Below are 15,807 nucleotides of genomic sequence, written 5' to 3' on the forward strand. Positions count from 1 at the left end.
GTCAGGTATGGGATATCAGGAAGCTGAAATATCAAGGCATCACACCGTTCATCCCGTGGACTTGCAGGTCGGTAACGCAATTAAATTCTGCCGAAAACAACAGGGTATTACGCAGTTGGAGCTCGCTCAGGCCCTGGGTAAGTCTTTCCAGCAGGTACAGAAGTACGAGGTCGGTGCAAACCGCGTCAGCGCATCGGTTCTTTTTGAAATCGCCGGGTTTCTCAGGACGCCGATCGCGCGGTTTTTCGAGGGTTCAGACAAGCGTATAGAGGCGGTATGGCCGGACGTTTCCCAAGCGGACGTTAAGGCGTGCCGGCTGCTCCTGACCTCTGATGGCGCGACGATAGCCCGTTATTTCACCACCATTAACGACGTCCGCATCAGGCGGAAACTTGCCGATCTGATCCAGGCCCTGGCGGAGGACGACATGGCCGAACGCCCCTTGCCGGCCCTCACCAAGCACACGGTTTAGACAGCGGTTCGCAGGTCCGGCTGGCGCAGAAGGGGTGCCGGACGACCGAACAGATAGCCCTGCAGGGTATCACAATGTTCGGCCTCCAGGATGTGGAACTGGGCGTCGGTTTCCACGCCTTCGGCGGTGGAGGTAATACCAAGGCTGCTGCACATGCCAGCCACGGCGCGTATAATAGCCAGACTGTCGGCGGTCCGGCCCAGATCGCGGACGAAGGACTGATCTATCTTGATCTTGTCGAAAGGAAACGCCCGGACGTAGCTAAATGACGAATAGCCGGTGCCGAAATCGTCCAGTGAAATACGAACGCCCAGGGATTTAAGACCTTTGAGAATACTCAGGGCCTCAAGCTGATCACCGATCATGACGCCTTCAGTAATTTCAAGCTCAAGACGGTGCGGCGCCAATCCTGTGTCAGCCAAGATAGTGCGAACCATCGGCACAATCTTCTTGGATTTGAATTGCGCCGGCGACAGATTGACCGCCATAGTCTGGTAATCGGGCAGGGTCAGCGCATCCTGGCAGGCCTGACGCAGAACCCAGGCCCCGACCTCGTCGATCAGCCCGGTTTCCTCCGCCAGAGGTATGAACGCCGCCGGTGAGACCAGGCCGCGTGTTGGCGACTGCCAGCGTACCAGCGCTTCGTAGCCACAAATGGTTTGCGTCTTGACGCAGTAGATCGGTTGATAAAGGACGAAGAATTCGGACGCCTTCAGCGCCAGACGCAGATCGATCTCCATCTGACGCCGCGCCGACAGCTGTTCGTGCAGTTCCGGCATGTAAACCTCGAACGTTCCACGGCCATTCGCTTTGGCGCGGTAGAGTGCCAGATCAGCGTTGCGCAGCACCTCCTCTATCTCCCGGGCCCCCTTATCGATGAACTCTATGCCGATGCTGGCGCCGATCAGAACCTGGTGCCCGTTAATATCATACGGCATGCTGAGATGGCTTATGATGCGTCGGGCGATGCGATGCGCCTCCGCCGGCGATTTCAGGTGCCTCACGACAACCGCAAATTCATCGCCTCCAAGGCGCGCTACGGTATCCTGCGCTTTCAGCATCTTTTTTAGCCGACGGGTCGCCTCGATCAGCAGCGCATCGCCAACGCCGTGTCCCAAGGTATCATTCACCGCCTTGAAACGATCAAGATCCAGGCATAGCAGGGCGCCCAGCTCACCTGTCCGACCTGCAGCGATTGCCTCTCCAAGGCGCTGGTGGCACAGGGCGCGATTGGGCAGATCGGTCAGGGCATCAAAATTTGCCATGTGCTGGATGCGCGCGCGGGCGGCATGGGCGTCCGTCACATTGACAATGGTATCGAGAAAGCCCCCGCCTTCGACTTCACTGCGCGAAATGCGCAAGACTCGCCCGTCAGGCCAGGTCTGCTCGATTTCGCTGTAGCCGTGGACCGGCAAGGTCACGTGTTCCATCACCAGCAGACGCCACGGCAGGTCCGCCCGTTCTGACAAGCCGTGTTTGGACAGAGCTTCCGTTAGGGTGAGGCCCTTGACGCTTTTGTCCTCGGCAAGACCATATTTTTTGCAAAAGCGTCTGTTGCATTCCAGAATGCGCCCCTGATCGTCATAGAGGCAGACGCCATGAGGCATATTGTCCAGGGTGACCTGGAACCGGTGGCCCTGCCGCTGCAGCTCCCGCAGCGAGCGGCGCAACGTCGCGTTGGCACTTTCCAGCTCCTCCGACATGAGCAGGCTCGCGCGATCCAGTCGATGGTTGTCCCGCTCGTAGTCACTATAGGCGCCATCGACCTGATCGATGAGTCGGGAGGTGTCAAGCGCCCCGTCACGCGAGGCGCGAGTGATTTGTCGCTGCAGGAGACGATGCATTTTACGCTACTTCCGAAAAAAGAGTCAGGCAAACCGTCTGGTTGTGCAAGCCGCTCACGCCAGTGCCGGCATGAGGGCCAATTTCACCGTAGGAATAGAAACCGGTGAGAGGGGTTTCGCCGAGAATGGCAGCCACAGCCTCGACTTCATCGACCGTACGCTGGCCCATTAGCAATCTCCGACCCACGCATGACACCATCAGGCATAGTCCTGCGTCCGCGTCAGGGGCCTGTCGACGCAAGTCCTTAAGGGCCGCCTGAGCGGCAGTCTCAGCGCCCTCGACCAGACTGTCAAATTGTCCGCGCATCAGCCGCGCCTGCCAGCCTTCCGGTATATCGCCCGCAAAGGTCAGGCTGCGCTTGTCTCTATTGACCGACAGAACGGTACGGACCATTTCACGATCGGGAAACACCGGATCGTGGATTTTAAGCGGGTAGATCAATGCGGAGGCCGGTAATCCCGTAGCTTCGTCCCCCAGATACCGCTCGTAAAGGTCAAGCGCCGGATTGCCGTCCAGTTCAAACAGAGTGCTGCCTTCGGATCGGGTGACAAGACGCTCAGGTCCGAATTCGCGCCAGCCCCCGCCGGTTGACGTTCCGATACGGAGGGCTTCGCCGTAAAATCCCACCGCCGTGACCATATCTTCGTCCGGCGACCCATCGTTGAGGACGAGCGTCCTGCCAAACCGTGCGCCGTCGCCTGCCATGCCGCCGGAGAGGGTAACCGCCGCCCCGATGACCGACGTAATCCCCTCTGCGAGCTGGCTGCCGTTCAGGTTCAGTCCTTTGCTAAGGAGCAGAACGTACCGCAAATCGGGCGCTGCGAGGGCCTCCCCCAGACGCAGACCCGCAGCATAACTCTGATCGGCGGTCACGACCTTTTCGGCCGCCTGACGCAGCGTGACACGTTCAAATCCGATGGCGAGGGCCTGAAGCCCCGCTTCATCAAGCCCCGGACCGGCAATCGCCGAGCCGGTACTGGCGCCGATCAGAATGGCCTTCGGCGCCGCCGCGCGCAGAGCGCTTAGGCGTGAGGGCCACAGCTCCGTCGGGTCAAAAAACGCATCGGTCTGGCCGAAGATGAAGACCAGGCGGGCCGCTTTTAGTTTGGAACGCGAATCATCAGTGCCAAGGCCTGACCAGTTTATTGTTTGGGTCCACACGACCGTTACTCCCTGTACTATCGCCTAAATTGGGATAAATAGGTTACTATCGTGTTACGCCATTCTGTTAATACAGATATTCATAACGCCGTTTTGGCATTGCAAATCAATAACATAATAGTTGACGTTAAAGAGTGTGTCCCAGAAATGACTTGCCGCTGCCCCCTTCGGATTGTTATTGAGTGGCGTTATCAGTCAATTTCGGTTTGTCATGCCTTCCTACGTCCGCTCCCGGCTCCTCAGTGCGCGTGAATTCGCCATAAGTGAGCTCGCCAATCTGAAAGAGTCAGATCCCGTCTTCAACAGCTCAATTGTCGAGCACCTGAGGGCGGTCGTTCCGTTCGAACATTACGGTTTCAGCGGCGTAGATCTCGACGGATGCCAGACCGGCAGCGGCATATTGCTATCGACGGACATGCCGGTAGATATGCTCGCGACCTTCGTGCGGGAACGATACACGAGCATAGATCCCCTGATTCAAAACCTGACTGCCGAACAGCCGGATCTGTCCTGGTTTGACCTGCCAAAGGCGGTGACCCAGGCGCCAGAGGTGAAACCCATGCAGCGCCTGTTCGATGATTATCATATTGCGCCCCGGACGATCTTTTCGTTCTGGAATGATCGCGACGGTCTATATGGCACAGCCGGATTTACGCGCCGTACGCCGTTTACCTCCGACGAACGAGCGGTCCTGAGGTGGGCCAGCCACAGGCTCCATGCCGATATGTCCCAGCCGGTATTGCGCGCCTTCAACGCGCAAGTCGGACTGACGGACAGCGAACAAAAGTGCCTGGAGCTGGCTTCCCGCGGACTGACCAGCGAGGAAACCGGTTTGAAAGCAGGATTATCGACGGAAACCGTTAACACCTATTTTAAATCGGCAACGCGCAAGCTCGGCGCGCGCAATCGCAGTCAGGCCATCGCCGACGCCATCCGACTTCACATCATTGATTAAGCGGCTTGGATCTGGGCCACGAAGGTTTCAACCTCGCGGCGCAGCGCGGATGACTGTTCTGCCAGTTCACCGGACGCCCCCAGCACTTGAGACGCTGCAACGCTCGTTTCTTCGGTCGCGCGTGTGACCCCGGTAATATTCTGCGTCACTTCCAAGGAACCCATAGACGCCTGCTGGACGTTGCGAGCGATTTCCTGAGTTGCAGAGGACTGTTCCTCGACCGCCGCCGAAATACTTGTCGATATATCGGCGAGGCTTTCTATGGTTTGGGTTATTTGGGTGATCGCCGTCACTGCGGCGCCCGTAATGGTCTGAATTTCGGTAATTTGTTGAGATATTTCACCTGACGCGCGCGCAGTTTGCCCGGCTAGCGTCTTGACTTCGTTGGCAACAACCGCAAAGCCGCGGCCGGCGGCCCCGGCCCGCGCCGCCTCGATCGTGGCGTTGAGCGCCAAAAGATTGGTTTGTGAGGCCACATCACCGATCAGCTTTACGATATCGCCAATCTTCTGCGCCCCATCGGACAATTGCTGGACGATCTGCGAGGTGGTGACAGCGTCGTCACGTGCCTGAGCCGCGATCCCGACCGAAGTCTGCACCTGCCGGGCAATCTCGTTCACCGTGGCGGCCATCTCTTCGGCGGCCGCCGCGACGGTCTGCACATTGACGGAGGCTTCTTCGGAGGCGGCAGATACCGCCATGGACTGCTTCGAGGTTTCTTCGGCCCCCGTAGTCATGGTGTGGGCCGAGGCTTCCAGTTCAGTTGCCGCCGAGGAGACCACGCTGATGATTTCCGTGGTACGGGCGTTGAATTGCCGGACCAGATTTTCGATATGACGGGCCCTTTGCTCACGTTGTGCCAACGCCGTCTGTTCGGCAGCCTCAAGACGCACGCGTTCCATGCCATTTTTCTTAAAAATCTCGACCGCCTTGGCCATGTCACCGATTTCATTTCGGGCCCCCAGCGACGGGACAGCGACACTGAACTGACCGTCGGCCAAGGTGGTCATGGCGCGGGTCATGGCGTTGATCGGCCGGATCACATGACGGCGCACGATCCAGATACCCACCCCGCCGATCCCAAGGTTCATCAGCACAACCACAGCCAAAATAGAGAACAGAAGGTTTTGCTGCGACACCGCCACATCATAGGATTTTTTCGCCTCTGTCACCTGCAACTTGGTCAGAGTATCAATAACTCCGGTAAAGGGATCAATGGCCGGATAGAGGTCGTTTGAAATGTACGCTTCCAACGCTGCCTGATCTTTGTGGGTGACGATCTGTTGCAAGGTGTCCAAAGACCTGGTGGCCTCGGTCATCAGGCCGCGCGCCTCGTCTGCCAGTCGTTTCTCATTCGAATCCATGCGGGTAAGCATGTAGGCGCCGTATTTTTCCTCTGCCAATGCGAGGGCATCGCGCATGGTTTTGGCGCCCTCGTCCCAGCTGACCGCGCCCGACCGCATCTTGTGGGCGTTATCGACAATCGCGACAGCATATGCGTCGCTGACGCTTTTCAGATCGCTTAATGGCACCACGCGATCAGCAAACACCGTCTGAAGGCCCGACCGTCCAACCTCCGCTACGTACCAGGCGCATAACGACAGGCTGACAATGCCCGCAATCAAAATGACCATAACGCCCAAAAGCTGCGTTTTGATGAGCTGAAATTTAAACATGTGTCGCGTCCGCCGCTATTGTCCCCGCCCCATGATTTGCAGGCGAACACTTAACGATCGTTTAATAAATGGGCTCCAGTTTTGGAAAACGCGGTTAACACAACCGTTTTTTATTGCACCGCAAAACAGGGTTGTATTCGAAATGAACTCGCCTGAATTTCAAATCTTCCAAAGGCATTGAATCGACTCAGGCCGCCCTTATGGTTGCTAGAAATCGGTCCATCTCCGCATGAAGGCGCTCGGCCTCTTCGGCCAGCTGGCTGGACGAGGACAAGACGAGCGAGGCGGCTTCGCCGGTCTGTTCTGAAGCTTGTGCCACGCCGGTAATATTGATGGTAACCTCCTGCGTACCGAGGGACGCCTGATTGACCGCCTGTATGATCTCGTGGGTCGCGGCTGATTGCTGATCCACCGCCGATGCGATCACGGCGTTAGTCGCATTGATCGTCTGTATCGTGTGGGTAATCATTTTAAACGCCTCGGCAGCGCGGCCGGTCGCGTTCTGAATCTGGGCGATCTTGGCCGAGATGTCCGTCGTGGCCCGGGCCGTTTGTCCGGCCAATGCCTTCACCTCGGACGCCACGACCGCAAAGCCCTTCCCGGCCTCCCCGGCTCTGGCCGATTCGATAGTCGCGTTGAGCGCGAGGAGATTGGTCTGTCCGGCCAGTCCGGCAATCAGATCGACCACACCGCCGATGGAGAGGGCAACCGCGTTGAGTTCATCGACCACGACAGCGGCCAGCTCGGCCTGCTGCACTGCATCGGTCGAAATCTGGCTGGAGGTCATCACCTGACGACCGATTTCACCGACCGACGCCCCCAGTTCTTCGGCAGCGGATGCCACAGAGGTAACGTTTGTGCCGGCCTCTTCCGCCGCCGCGGAGACCGCGACGGATTGCGCCGAGGTCTCCTGAGCCGACGCGGTAAGTTGCGACGCGGCGGCCTGCATCTCAGTCGCTGCCGCCGAGACAGTCGTCACGATGCCGCCCACGGATTTCTCGAAGTCGCCAGCCAGCTCGATCATGATCTGTCGGCGGTCGGCCTCAGCCTTGATTTTGAGGTGTTCGGCCTCACCCCGCAGAGCCTCCGTCTCACGAAGGCCTTGCTGAAAAACCGCCAGTGTCCGCGCCATGCCACCTATTTCGTCGCGACGATCCTGGCCATCGACCGAGAGGTTAAGGTTTCCTCCCGCCACGCTCGACATCTGCGCGGTCAGGCGGGTGATCATTTTTACAATGTCAGCGAAAGCGATGAAAGAGGCCAGGGCGGTAATGCCCAAGACAAGAACAATAGATAGGATCAGGCCGTTGCGGGCATCGATCTCAATGGCCTTGCCCATCTGGCGGACGAGCGCTTCATTCTCAGCTTTTTTCTGATCGATGAGGGTGCGCAGGTCGTCCGTGATCGCCTGCACATCTGAAGCTTGTTTCGTCAGTTTATCCCGCAATTGCAATTGGTCATTATTGGCAGCCAAAGGAATGAGCACTTCGATGGATTCGTTCGACAGAATATCGAATCGGGCCTTGATGGGGGCAAAGGCCGCCTCATATTCCGGTGCCAGTTTGACCAGGCCGGTATAGCGCTCCTGGAAGTGTTTCCTCGCCTTGCGTGCCTGATCATCAAATATTTCGCAGGCCGAACTCGGACAATCCTGGAAGGCAAGACCATTATTGGCCGCCTCCATGGCATAGATGTTCTGGCTCATCCGGGCGCCCGACAAAAGCGCAGCATCCTGCGAAACGATGATATGTTCGTATCTGTCTTTGGCCGAATTCAGCTGTTCATTTTGCCACAGCGTCATGGTGATGCTAGAGACGCCAAACGTGGCTATCACGCCCAGAATTTTTATGCCGATCTTGATATCTGCGAGCTTCATAGGCGTAACTTTCCTGAAAGAACCACCGAGTACAAAGCCCGTGGTTTCGCTTTGATGTGACTTAAGCTGCAAGCGCCATAAGCTGGTGCTGGGCCAGCCGGGTTTCGCTGATTTCCACGCCCAGGGTTTCTCCACCCGCCCAGACAACCTTGCCGTCGAACCGGTCCACCTCATTGATGATAAGCGTCAGTTCATCGCCCACCTGGGCGCCCTCGACACGGGCAATTCGCGCGCCCGACTCCGAAATGTCATGGAGCCGAATATTCGAAAACTGACGTGTGCCGAACCGGACGTCGATATGTTGCACGGTGGCGTAGCGGGCGGCGATGCGTTTATCGACCATTTCCTCGAGTAACCGGCTCAATTCGCCCTGCATGTCCTGAGAAGTTTGCGCCATGTCATCGGAAATGTGGCGCATATTGCCGGCGCTTATTTCCGTGCGCCGCGTCGCTTCTGGGAGTTTATTAATAATGTCTACCGCCTGACGGTTACCAATGGCCGCGCGCCGCAGATCTATCCGAATAAGCTCCGTCTTTTCACCCTGCGTCCCGATTGCCGCCGCCATGCGCGCTGATGACGAGCTGATCGTGGCAATCAGGCTATTTATGCTTAAAATGGAGTCGGACATGCCTGCCGTCGCCCGCTGCACGTCAGCTATCTGACTCTCGATTTCGCCCGTCGCCCGCGCTGTCTGGCTTGCAAGTGACTTCACTTCGCCAGCAACCACGGCAAACCCTTTCCCGGCCTCTCCGGCACGAGCGGCTTCGATGGTCGCATTCAGCGCGAGCAGATTGGTTTGGGATGCAATATCTTGGATCAGCTTGGATACCTCGCCGATTTTCCCGACCGTCAAGGACAAGGTGTCAGCCACCTCACGAGATTTCTGGATCTCGGCCGACACCGTGCTTATCAGTCCGGCACTCTGGCTCGCCGTATTCGCTATGTCTCCGAAGGCATCGGATACCAGCACCATGGCGTCGGACACCTCATCCACTTCTTCGGCTGACAAGGTCAGCTTGTCTATCGCGATCAGAAGTTCTTCTCTGGTGGCCTGCGCGGTATGGGTTACGTCCCCGGTCGTTTCCTTGATCGAACCCGACAGAGTCTGCACCGCCTCGATCACATCAGTCAGGGATTTTTTAATGCGCGCACTGAGGGTGTTGATACGCTCTTTTTCCTTCACAATAAGCGCATTGCGCTTCACATCATTTGTGGCATCGGCGATGCGTTCGATGACCCGTTCGCGGAAATAGACGATGGCTTGACCAATTTCGCCGATCTCGTCGGTCCTGCGGGCTTCGTGGATCTCCGCATTGATGTCCTGATCAGCCAGATCATGCAGGTGACGGCGCAAGCCTTTAATGGCGGCGATGATTGACCGTGACAGGCCTAAGGCCATGAAAATCGCCAGCAAAGACGCCATCGTGGCTATGCCGAGCAGCGTGTAGAGCTTGGTCTCAAAACCCGTCACCCGATCTTTGAGACGCTGGGTCAGCCGTTCCGCCGACAGGGTCCATAACTGGTCAGCACTGGCTCGATAGGCGTCATACGCCGCCGTCAGGGCCTCACGATCAATCGACGCTGCGGGGCCTTGTTGCGTGATAAGATCTGTGGCGCTCAGGGTCTGGGCTTCCAGCGCTTCGGCGGTTTTGGCAAAGGCCTCCATCTGCGGCTGAAGCTGCGGGGCCAGAGACGGCATTTGCGCCATCACTTTTTTCAACGAGTCGACTTCGCCGATCCAGGCGGTATGGAACTGCCCCAGCCCGAGAATTAGCTCGCGCGCCTGCGCCGGGGTGGGCTGCCTGCCCACGACCGAGAACAGTTCCGCCAGAGTCACGCTGATTTCCCGATGAGCCAGCGGCGCTTTGAAGGCCGTCGCGTCCATCAGGTAATAGGTGTCAAGGTCGGGATCGAGCGTCAGGTTCGACCCGTCGGCGACCGCGCCTATCAGGGCTTGCGCCCGGTCACGTCCAATCTCAGGCGCACTGCCCGCCGCGGTCGTCAAGGCCTCGGCCGCAGCCTCGGCGATATCGTCAAACGCCGTGCCCGGCTCGAAGGCTGGCCCATTACCCTCCATACCAAGAGCTGCGTTACGCGCCAGGGTGCTCAGGACGGGCCATGTCCGAGTCTGGGCTTCGACCCCGCGAATTTCCTTAGTGCTGAAGGTGATTTCCTTCAAGCTCTGCTGAACGAACAGGAAGGTCATCAGGCAGATCGGCACCAGAAACACAGCGACCATAGCCAACAGTTTATGTCGGATCTTCAGATTGAAACGCATGGATATGCCCCTTACCCCTCTCAAATATCTGTCTAGAATATGCGCTCTAGCCGACCAGGCGCTCCACGTTCGTCTTCACGACGCCCGACGCATCGGCCACCTCGATAAAGGTGCTCGATACGTGACTGAGGACTTGTTTGATCTGCTGCACGGCCTGCACCGCCGACTGCATATTCCCGGATATTTCGCTTGTGACCGAGGTCTGCTGATCAATAGCCGAGGCCGCCTGCGTCACGCTGGACAACACCTCATCCAGTGCCGACGAAATCGTGCCGATGGCAAACACCACATCGGTCGTGACCGACTGCATCTTGGCGATTTCATCGGCGATGGTCCGGGTGGAACTGGCCGCCTGATTGGCCAGACTTTTGACCTCGGTGGCGACGACGGCAAAGCCCTTACCGGCATCGCCCGCGCGCGCCGATTCGATCGTGGCGTTGAGTGCCAGAAGATTGATCTGACTAGCAATATTCTGAATGAGACCCACCACCTGCGTCATGGCGGCGGCGGTTTCATTGAGGCCCTCGGCCGATTGCGTCGCCTTACCCGCCGAAGCGTAGATGGTCTGGACGCTGTCGCGGGCGCGGTTCATGCCAAAGGCGATTTCGCGCACACTGGCACTCAGTTCCTCGGACGCCGCGGCCACCGAATTGACGATACTGGCCGTGCTGTCGGAGGCCTGACCGGCGTCCTGCGCCATATCCTTGGCGGCGCCTACCTTTGACAGAACTTCAACAAGCTGACCGTCGATTTCGCGACTAATGCCATCATTACGCAGCTTTTGTTCGACCGACTCAGTCATATCGACGGCGAATTTGACAACCTTTACGACCTTGCCGGTTTCATCGAAAATGGGGTTATAGGCCGCCTGAATGTAAACCGCCCGTCCGCCCTTGCCGATACGTTTGAATTCACCATGGGTAAACTTACCGGCGGCCAGATCGGCCCACAGATTGTGATATTCGGGCGATGTCACATAGCTATCCTCACAGAAAATCTTATGATGCTGTCGCTGAACCTCAGCCAACCCATAACCAACCGTTTTGAGGAAGTTTTCATTCGCCGCCAAAATCGTGCCGTCCGGGGCAAACTCGATAACCGCCTGTGAGAGGTAAATGGCGGCGATCTTTCCGGCGTCGTCCAGCGATTTCGTCTTTAGCTCGGAAATGTCCGTGGCGAACTTGACGACCTTGAACACCCGACCCCGATCGTCACGCACGGGGTTGTAGGTCGCCTGCAACCAGACGGCCGTGCCGTCTTTTCTGAACCGCTTGAACTCGGCGGTTTTATATGCACCGTTTTGGAGGTCGGACCAAAATGCCAGGTATGCATCCGACTGAACATAATCGGCATCGCAAAAAATCCGGTGATGCTTACCCCTGAGTTCATCCAGCCTATACCCCAGAGCCGCGAGAAAGTTTGGATTCGCCGTCTGTATTTTACCGCCGAGATCAAACTCAATTATCGCCTGAGACTGGTTTATAGCCTCTATGAGATGACGATCATCATTCCGTGCACCGAAGGAAAACATGGCATCACTTTCGCTTTAGGTTCCCTTTTCATCGAACGCACGCAAGGACAAAGTCGGCAAAAAGAGTAACGTAATCTAAATTTGGGGCCAAAAGATTAATGAACCGCTAAGGTTGTGTCGGTGTTGGCGTAACGCGTCTTGCGGTCAATGGCCTCAGCTTCAAAATCCTTGTGTCTGCCCCGACCATTCTATCGCTCACGCTGTTACCAACATGGCTAACCGCGCTAGGGATACACAAACGCCACGCTATTGGCCTTGTTTCGGGTTCAGATCATCAGACAGAATATGCACGGATAGCCGTGTGAAGAGGGTTTCGAGACGGAGCAGCTTGATATTCAGGTCATTCAGCGTCGCCTCCTGCTTTTCAAGAGGCAAAACCGCTACGGCCTCCTGCGCCAGAACTCGCGCCCTATCAAGCGTCTCCCTGTGCGTCTCTAGCAGCTGTAAAGTCCGTGTTCTGACAGTCACCTGATCGATCGTTCGGGCCAGGCGAAGAGCCGTGGCGGTCATATCTTTCACGGGCAGAACGATTATCTGTGATTGAACCATGACAACACTCCGAACGAAGTGTTCCAGAAGAGGGGTATAGAAGTTAATGGGAGATTAAGCCCGATGGATTGGCACGTAGATAATGCAAGTCTCTGGGACTAGGCTTCGGGATTCAAAAATGCATGGGATTGATGGCGGGATCACCAGCAAAAAATAACCTGTTGAGTACCGCGAATGTAGTCAATGGAGCATTAGTTCTCATTCTCTAACGCCCCCAGATACGATGCAGCACGGTATCATCTGAAATCCGCCGACGAACCTAAGCGGCTCATCCCGGCGATCGGCGCCGGATCGTTTGCCAGGTTGCCAAGCATTGACGAACTGCGCAAACGCCATGCCGAGGGCCGACTTAAATCCCTGTCAGAACTGAGTTTTCAGTATCACGGCATCGGCCCCACCGACCCGCGCTTCGAACCCTACTGGGCTCTGGCTGAGGAACTGGATGTTCCGGTCGGCATCCATATGGGTCCAGGCGCGCCGGGGAAGACCTATTTTGCGGCACCGGAATATCGTGTCGCCTTGTCGGACCCGATACTGTTGGAGCCTGTGCTGGTAAATCATCCGAGGTTGCGGATTTTCGTCGTCCACGCTGGGTATCCTATGAAGGAGCGCATGCTGGCTCTAATGGCGGCCTATCCGAACGTCTATGCGGAATTCGGGTTCCTGACGGTGGGTTACCGCGACAGTGACGTCTGGCCCTACATGCAGTCGTTCATAGACGCCGGTTTCGAAGACCGTATCCTCTACGGCACCGACCAGATGGTCTGGCCGGAAGCGATCAGTTATTCAATCAACCGCGTGCGCAAGTTTCTATATGAAAACGCCGCGCGATTCTTGCGTATTGACCCGGCCGAAACCGGCATCTTAAGGCACTAGCATAGGGGATGTAACGGACAGGAACGACCGGGAAATACGCTAGGATGTTCGGCTCCGGGAACGGCGGGACTGGAACCAAAAAGGCCGCGCATCGGCGTGCGCGGCAGACCCGATCGCGACCAGGCTGATGCAGCGCTCAACCTGTCGCAGCCCAATCTCTGGCCGTAGGCCCCATCGGGATCACAACAGAGGCGGGAGGAGCAACCCTTGACGCAATCGGTCGATTTGTCGCCGTCGGACACCGTCATTCAGTTCAGATGCGCTGCCAGTAACCGGTTCAAACAAGGCTTGCAAAAAAGCGTCCCTGATCCATGATCCTTGCCATGCCCGCGTTCGCGCTTCTGCTGCCTCCATTATTTTAGTCGCCCATTTTTTTTCTGGAGCCGCCATGTCTTTTCGCCATGTTTCGCATCTGCGTCCGCTTGTGTTAAGCGCGTTTTGCCTGACCGCTGCCCCTGTGATGGCGCCCATGGCCGCCTATGCTGCCAAGCCGCCCACTAAGGGGCCTATCGCTACGCCGGTCAAGGATATCACCAATCCAAATAGCCTCGTTTCCCCTGTAAATCCTAACGCCCGCCCGGTGCCGCTCAAGGATCTGACCGCCGTGCGTGCCGCCCCCGAAGCCGTGTGGACACCGGATGGCAAGCACATCGTTCTGGCCACCAATATCGCGGGCCGGATCAATATCTGGAAACTGAGCGAAGGGGAAATGACGCCGGTTCAACTCAGCGAATCCGAGAACCCGCAAAGCAATCTTTTCGTTAGCCCGGACGGACAGACGGTCTATTTTCTGTCCGATATCGACGGCAAGGAAATCTTCGATCTCTACGCCCTGCCGATCAACGGTGGCGACGTCGTCAACCTGACCGACACGCCGGACCTGACCGAACGCGGCGCGCGTCCGTCGCTGGACGGCAAACTGATCGCCTTTTCCATACGTCCGCGCGACAGCGCCATATCGAACGTGGCCGTAATGGATGTTGCCACCCGCAAGGTGCGCGTCCTGACCGATGAAAAAGACGGTAACTGGTTCTGGTTCGCCAGCGGTTTCACGCCCGACGGCAAATATATCATCGCCCACCGTAACCGGTCCGACGATTCCGCTGGCACGCCGTGGCTGATCGAGGTCGCCACGGGCAAGGCGGTTCAGGCCGTTCCGTCAAAGGACACCGAAGCCACTTATATTGCCGACGTGTCGCCGGACGGTAAATGGTTTGCCCTGTCGACCAATGCCGGTACCGGTCAGTTCCACGCCGCGCTTTACAACCGCGAGACCTTTGAGACGAAACGACTCAAGCCTACGCCGTGGGAGCAGATGGCGCAGCAGTTCTCGCCGGACGGCAAATATCTGATCGTCTCCAACAATGCCGACGGTCGGGGCACGCTCGACCGCGTCGATCTCGCCACCCTGACCGAGACGCCTTTGCGCATTGATCCGGGCTTTGTCGGGTTGGCGACCTCGGCGCAAAGCAGTTTCAACCCGGTGACGGGCAAGTTGCTGGTCAATCGCGATGCAGGGGATTCCCCGCTCGACTATTGGACGGTCGATCTGAGCGGGGCCGAACCGGCCAAACGCATCACACGACTGGCCATCGCCAGCCTCGATCCGGTCAATCTGCCGAAAAACACCATCGTCCACTATAAGAGCTTCGACGGCACCCCGATCAGCGCCGTGGTGACGATGCCTTTCAACCTAAAGCGCGACGGGTCAAACCCGGCCATCGTCATGCCGCACGGTGGCCCGACCGGGCAGTCTCAGGACTATTTCTCGAAATACACGACGGCACTCGCCTCGCGCGGCTACATCGTCATCCAGCCGAACTTCCGCGGTTCAACAGGTTACGGTCTGCCGTTCCAGCTTGCTAACCAAAAAGACCTCGGCAATGGCGACCTGAAAGACGTGATGGGCGCCGTCGATTTCCTCAAGGCGACCGGCTATGTCGACCCGAAAAAGATCGGCATCACAGGCGGATCCTATGGCGGCTACATGACCCTGATGGCGATCGGCAAATATCCGGACAGTTTCGCCGCCGCGGTTCAGCAGTTCGGCATCATCAACTGGTACACCATGTGGGAAAACGGCGACGCTGGCCTGCGGGAATACCAACGCGCCCTGCTCGGCGATCCAATGACGAACAAGGCGCTCTATGACGCCGCCTCGCCCATGACCTATGCGAAGAACATCAAAACCCCGCTGCTAACTCTGCAAGGCGAGAACGATGCCCGCGTCCCCAAAAATCAGGCCGCCGAGGTGGTCGAGCGCGTCAAGGCCAACGGCACGCCGACCGAGGTGGCCTATTATCCCGCCGAAGGGCATGGCTTCCGCAAGAAGGAAAACGCCGCTGATGCCTTGAGCCGCGTGGTAGCGTGGTTCGAAAAATACCTGCCAGTGAAATAGAGCCCCGCTAAAAAGAAACCAGACCCGGCGAGTGAGACGGGTCTGGTCAAGGGCCCGAAAAAATGGCGTTTGGGAGGTTTGAACCTTGCCGTCCTTGGTGAGTGACGCTGGCAACCTCGGCAGCGGACACCGTCTTGCCCTACGGCGGGAAGAGCGTAATAATGGCGGCAACCGCGACTGTGTTAAAGTG

12 protein-coding genes are annotated in these 15,807 nt (G+C 57.6%); 5 read left to right on the plus strand and 7 right to left on the minus strand.

What is annotated here, in order from left to right:
- Nucleotides 1-7: 7 nt before the first annotated feature.
- Nucleotides 8-472: a helix-turn-helix domain-containing protein gene (locus AEYBE204_RS29850; RefSeq protein ID WP_023462172.1), complete on the plus strand. Its 465-nt coding sequence runs from the start codon at nt 8-10 to the stop codon at nt 470-472.
- Here AEYBE204_RS29850 and AEYBE204_RS29855 read toward each other — a convergent pair.
- Entirely contained in the window at nt 469-2,316 is a 1,848-nt protein-coding gene (locus AEYBE204_RS29855) for a bifunctional diguanylate cyclase/phosphodiesterase (protein ID WP_023462173.1), read from the minus strand. The two genes, AEYBE204_RS29850 and AEYBE204_RS29855, sit on opposite strands and share 4 nt — an antisense overlap.
- Nucleotide 2,317: 1 nt before the next feature.
- A complete protein-coding gene (locus AEYBE204_RS29860) occupies nt 2,318-3,478 on the minus strand; it encodes an FIST signal transduction protein (RefSeq protein WP_023462174.1) in 1,161 nt (386 codons plus the stop codon).
- Nucleotides 3,479-3,689: 211 nt separating this feature from the next.
- On the opposite strand from AEYBE204_RS29860, the gene AEYBE204_RS39505 reads away from it, so the two are divergent.
- Complete coding sequence (locus tag AEYBE204_RS39505; protein ID WP_052019397.1) at nt 3,690-4,433, plus strand: LuxR family transcriptional regulator; 744 nt, start codon at nt 3,690-3,692, stop codon at nt 4,431-4,433.
- On the opposite strand, the gene AEYBE204_RS29865 is transcribed toward AEYBE204_RS39505, so the two are convergent.
- The 4 genes from AEYBE204_RS29865 to AEYBE204_RS29880 all read right to left on the minus strand — a co-directional run bounded on the left by AEYBE204_RS29865 (nt 4,430) and on the right by AEYBE204_RS29880 (nt 11,728).
- The gene (locus AEYBE204_RS29865) at nt 4,430-6,109 is read right to left on the minus strand and encodes a methyl-accepting chemotaxis protein (RefSeq protein WP_023462176.1); all 1,680 of its coding nucleotides are present in this window, start codon (nt 6,107-6,109) and stop codon (nt 4,430-4,432) included. The two genes, AEYBE204_RS39505 and AEYBE204_RS29865, sit on opposite strands and share 4 nt — an antisense overlap.
- 187 nt (nt 6,110-6,296) lie before the next feature.
- On the minus strand, nt 6,297-7,985 hold the full coding sequence (locus AEYBE204_RS29870) for a methyl-accepting chemotaxis protein (RefSeq protein ID WP_023462177.1): 1,689 nt from the start codon (nt 7,983-7,985) through the stop codon (nt 6,297-6,299).
- 61 nt (nt 7,986-8,046) lie between these two features.
- The gene (locus tag AEYBE204_RS29875) at nt 8,047-10,263 is read right to left on the minus strand and encodes a methyl-accepting chemotaxis protein (protein WP_023462178.1); all 2,217 of its coding nucleotides are present in this window, start codon (nt 10,261-10,263) and stop codon (nt 8,047-8,049) included.
- A 46-nt stretch (nt 10,264-10,309) separates the two neighbouring features.
- Nucleotides 10,310-11,728, minus strand: a complete 1,419-nt coding sequence (locus AEYBE204_RS29880) for a PAS domain-containing methyl-accepting chemotaxis protein (RefSeq protein ID WP_235068172.1) — start codon at nt 11,726-11,728, stop codon at nt 10,310-10,312.
- Here AEYBE204_RS29880 and AEYBE204_RS40845 point away from each other — a divergent pair.
- The gene (locus tag AEYBE204_RS40845) at nt 11,633-11,863 is read left to right on the plus strand and encodes a hypothetical protein (RefSeq protein ID WP_023462180.1); all 231 of its coding nucleotides are present in this window, start codon (nt 11,633-11,635) and stop codon (nt 11,861-11,863) included. The two genes, AEYBE204_RS29880 and AEYBE204_RS40845, sit on opposite strands and share 96 nt — an antisense overlap.
- A gap of 177 nt (nt 11,864-12,040) precedes the next feature.
- On the opposite strand, the gene AEYBE204_RS29885 is transcribed toward AEYBE204_RS40845, so the two are convergent.
- Nucleotides 12,041-12,343, minus strand: coding sequence for a hypothetical protein (locus tag AEYBE204_RS29885; RefSeq protein ID WP_023462181.1), 303 nt, complete (start codon nt 12,341-12,343; stop codon nt 12,041-12,043).
- Between the two features lie 270 nt (nt 12,344-12,613).
- Here AEYBE204_RS29885 and AEYBE204_RS29890 point away from each other — a divergent pair, with 270 nt between their 5' ends.
- Both AEYBE204_RS29890 and AEYBE204_RS29895 read left to right on the plus strand, forming a co-directional pair.
- Entirely contained in the window at nt 12,614-13,219 is a 606-nt protein-coding gene (locus tag AEYBE204_RS29890) for an amidohydrolase family protein (RefSeq protein WP_369751893.1), read from the plus strand.
- 388 nt (nt 13,220-13,607) lie between these two features.
- Nucleotides 13,608-15,617 carry a S9 family peptidase gene (locus AEYBE204_RS29895; RefSeq protein ID WP_023462183.1) on the plus strand — a complete coding sequence of 670 codons (2,010 nt, stop codon included), beginning with the start codon at nt 13,608-13,610 and terminating at the stop codon, nt 15,615-15,617.
- The last annotated feature ends 190 nt before the right edge of the window (nt 15,618-15,807 follow it).

It is taken from the genome of Asticcacaulis sp. YBE204, from assembly GCF_000495855.1.
Taxonomy (GTDB): Bacteria; Pseudomonadota; Alphaproteobacteria; order Caulobacterales; family Caulobacteraceae; genus Asticcacaulis.

Coding starts and splice junctions, on each gene's coding strand:
- AEYBE204_RS29885 (WP_023462181.1), bottom strand. CDS start 12,343: ATGGTTCAATCACAGATAATCGTTCTGCCCGTGAAAGATATGACCGCC.
- AEYBE204_RS29865 (WP_023462176.1), bottom strand. CDS start 6,109: ATGTTTAAATTTCAGCTCATCAAAACGCAGCTTTTGGGCGTTATGGTC.
- AEYBE204_RS29895 (WP_023462183.1), top strand. CDS start 13,608: ATGTCTTTTCGCCATGTTTCGCATCTGCGTCCGCTTGTGTTAAGCGCG.
- AEYBE204_RS29855 (WP_023462173.1), bottom strand. CDS start 2,316: ATGCATCGTCTCCTGCAGCGACAAATCACTCGCGCCTCGCGTGACGGG.
- AEYBE204_RS29870 (WP_023462177.1), bottom strand. CDS start 7,985: ATGAAGCTCGCAGATATCAAGATCGGCATAAAAATTCTGGGCGTGATA.
- AEYBE204_RS29875 (WP_023462178.1), bottom strand. CDS start 10,263: ATGCGTTTCAATCTGAAGATCCGACATAAACTGTTGGCTATGGTCGCT.
- AEYBE204_RS39505 (WP_052019397.1), top strand. CDS start 3,690: ATGCCTTCCTACGTCCGCTCCCGGCTCCTCAGTGCGCGTGAATTCGCC.
- AEYBE204_RS40845 (WP_023462180.1), top strand. CDS start 11,633: ATGCTTACCCCTGAGTTCATCCAGCCTATACCCCAGAGCCGCGAGAAA.
- AEYBE204_RS29850 (WP_023462172.1), top strand. CDS start 8: ATGGGATATCAGGAAGCTGAAATATCAAGGCATCACACCGTTCATCCC.